The following is a 2,463-nucleotide window of genomic DNA, read 5'->3' on the forward strand; positions in this document are numbered from 1 at the left end:
GCTTCGGCCGGCGCCGAGCACGAGCAAGGCCGCCGCCGCGGCGGCCGTCACCAGCCCCGCGCCCGCAAGCCTCGCCTTCGTTCCCGGTCCTTGCCGCATGGCCCCCGTTCGAGTTGTTGTCCCGCCCCTTGTATCACGCCCATATGGTTAATGAAAAATTATGAGGTCGCGGTGCAGCACAGGCGGCGTCGCGGTTGCGGCCACGGTCGGCGGGTGCTAACCCAAGCCTACCGCCGGCTCGCCCGGACGGTTCCGCGCCGCGGCCCATGCAAGGCGCAGCGGCCCTCAAGGTTGACGCTACATGACGCCACGAAACGCCTGTCGCCCGCTCAATGTCGAGCAGGCAGGCGTGTTTCCCGGGAGACTCCGCGGGATGGCCAGTGCAGCAGACGCAGTAACCCCAAATCCCGTCGCGTCCGCCGGCTCCGTGCCGCCGGGCGTGGCCGTTTTGATGGCGCGCCGCCGGCCCAGCCGGTTTGCATGGCGCGCCCGGAGAATTTTCAATGTCCATGCGCATGCTGATCGACGCGCGCCACCCGGAGGAAACCCGGGTGGCCGTCGTCAAGGGAAACCGCATCGAGGAATTTGATTTCGAATCCTCGGAGCACAAACAGCTCAAAGGCAATATCTATCTCGCCAAGGTGACCCGCGTTGAACCGTCGCTCCAGGCGGCGTTCATCGATTACGGCGGCAACCGCCACGGCTTCCTCGCCTTTTCGGAAATCCACCCCGACTATTACCAGATCCCGAAGGCCGACCGCGACGCCTTGCTTCGCGAGGAGGCCGAGCACGCCGCCGAGGAAGAGCGGCTTCGGACCGCCGAATATGACGCCGAGGACCGCCGGGCGAGCAGGCGCTCCAGGAAGGACTCGGCCGACGAAACCGAAGCGGCCGACGAAGCCGACGAGAATGGCGGCGAGATCGAAGCCCCCGCCGACGAGGCCGCCGAAGCGGGCACGGGCTCGGCTCGCTCTCCGGTCGACGAATCGGCCGCCGACGAATTGAGGAAGCGGCGCCAGAATTTGCGCCGTCGCTACAAGATCCAGGACGTTATTCAGCGCCGGCAGGTGCTGCTCGTCCAGGTCGTCAAGGAGGAGCGGGCCAACAAGGGCGCTGCCCTCACCACCTATCTGAGCCTCGCCGGCCGCTATTGCGTGCTGATGCCCAACACCAGCCATGGCGGCGGGATCAGCCGCAAGATCTCCGACGGCGCCGACCGCAAGCGCCTGAAGTCGATCATGGGCGACCTCAATCTTCCCTCGGTGATGGGGCTGATCGTCCGCACCGCCGGCCTGTCGCGGACCAAGGTCGAGATCAAGCGCGACTTCGACTATCTCGCCCGGCTGTGGGACGAAATCCGCGAGCGCACGCTCAAGAGCAGCGCTCCGGCGCTGATCTACCGCGACAGCGACCTCATCAAGCGCGCCATCCGCGACCTTTACCACCGCGAGATCGACGAGGTGCTGGTCGAGGGCGAGGAAGGCTACAAGGCCGCCCGCGGCTTCATGAAGCTGCTGATGCCCAGCCACGTCCGGCGGGTGAAGCAGCACGCCGACGTGACCCCGCTGTTCCAGCGCCACGGAGTCGAGGACCAGCTGTCGGCGATGTACCAACCGGTCGTCCAGCTGAGCTCGGGCGGTTATTTGGTCATCAACCCGACCGAAGCCCTGGTGTCGATCGACATCAACTCGGGCCGCTCGACTCGCGAGCACAACATCGAGCAGACCGCCTTTGCGACCAATCTCGAGGCGGCGAGCGAGATCGCCCGCCAGCTTCGGCTCCGCGACATGGCCGGCCTGATCGTCATCGACTTCAACGACATGGAGCAGTCGAGCCACGTCCGGAAGGTCGAGAAAGCGATGAAGGAGGCGCTCAAGAACGATCGAGCGCGCATCCAGGTCGGGCGGATCTCGAGCTTCGGCCTGATGGAGATGAGCCGGCAGCGCCTGCGCACCGGGGTGCTCGAAGCCTCGACCAAGCCGTGCGCGCATTGCGAGGGCACCGGGCTGATGCGGACCGCTGCCTCGGCGGGCCTGTCGGCGCTTCGAATGATCGAGGACGAGGCGGCGCGCGGCCGCGGCGACAAGATCGTGCTTCGCGCCGGGCGTGAAGCGGCGATCTATCTGCTCAACAAGAAGCGCGTCGAGCTCGGCGAAATCGAGCAGCGCTACGGAGTGTCCATCGAAGTGCTGATCGACGAGAGCCTCGAAGGCGCGCGGATGAGCGTCGAAAGCTCCGGCCCGCGGCCGGTCGCTCCGCAGCGGCCCGAGGCGCCGGCTGCTGCAGTCGAGGAGGACGCCGAAGACGAAGAGGAAGAGGAAGAGGAAGAAATCGAAGCCGCGCTGGTCGGGGCCGACGAGGCGGAGGAACTCCCTGCCCGCGCCCCCAGGCACCACGATCGCGACGAGGAAGGCGAAGGGCCCCGCAGGCGCCGGCGGAGACGCCGCGGCGGCCGCGGCCGGG

At 67.2% G+C, this 2,463-nt stretch carries 1 protein-coding gene; it reads left to right on the plus strand.

Annotated features, from left to right (window positions below; genetic code table 11):
• Window positions 1-503 precede the first annotated feature (503 nt).
• The coding region (locus H0T81_RS04250; RefSeq protein WP_294010195.1) for a ribonuclease E/G at window positions 504-2,463 on the plus strand (1,960 nt) is incomplete at its 3' end.

Source organism: Sphingomonas sp. (assembly GCF_013812825.1).
Lineage (GTDB): Bacteria > Pseudomonadota > Alphaproteobacteria > Sphingomonadales > Sphingomonadaceae > Sphingomicrobium.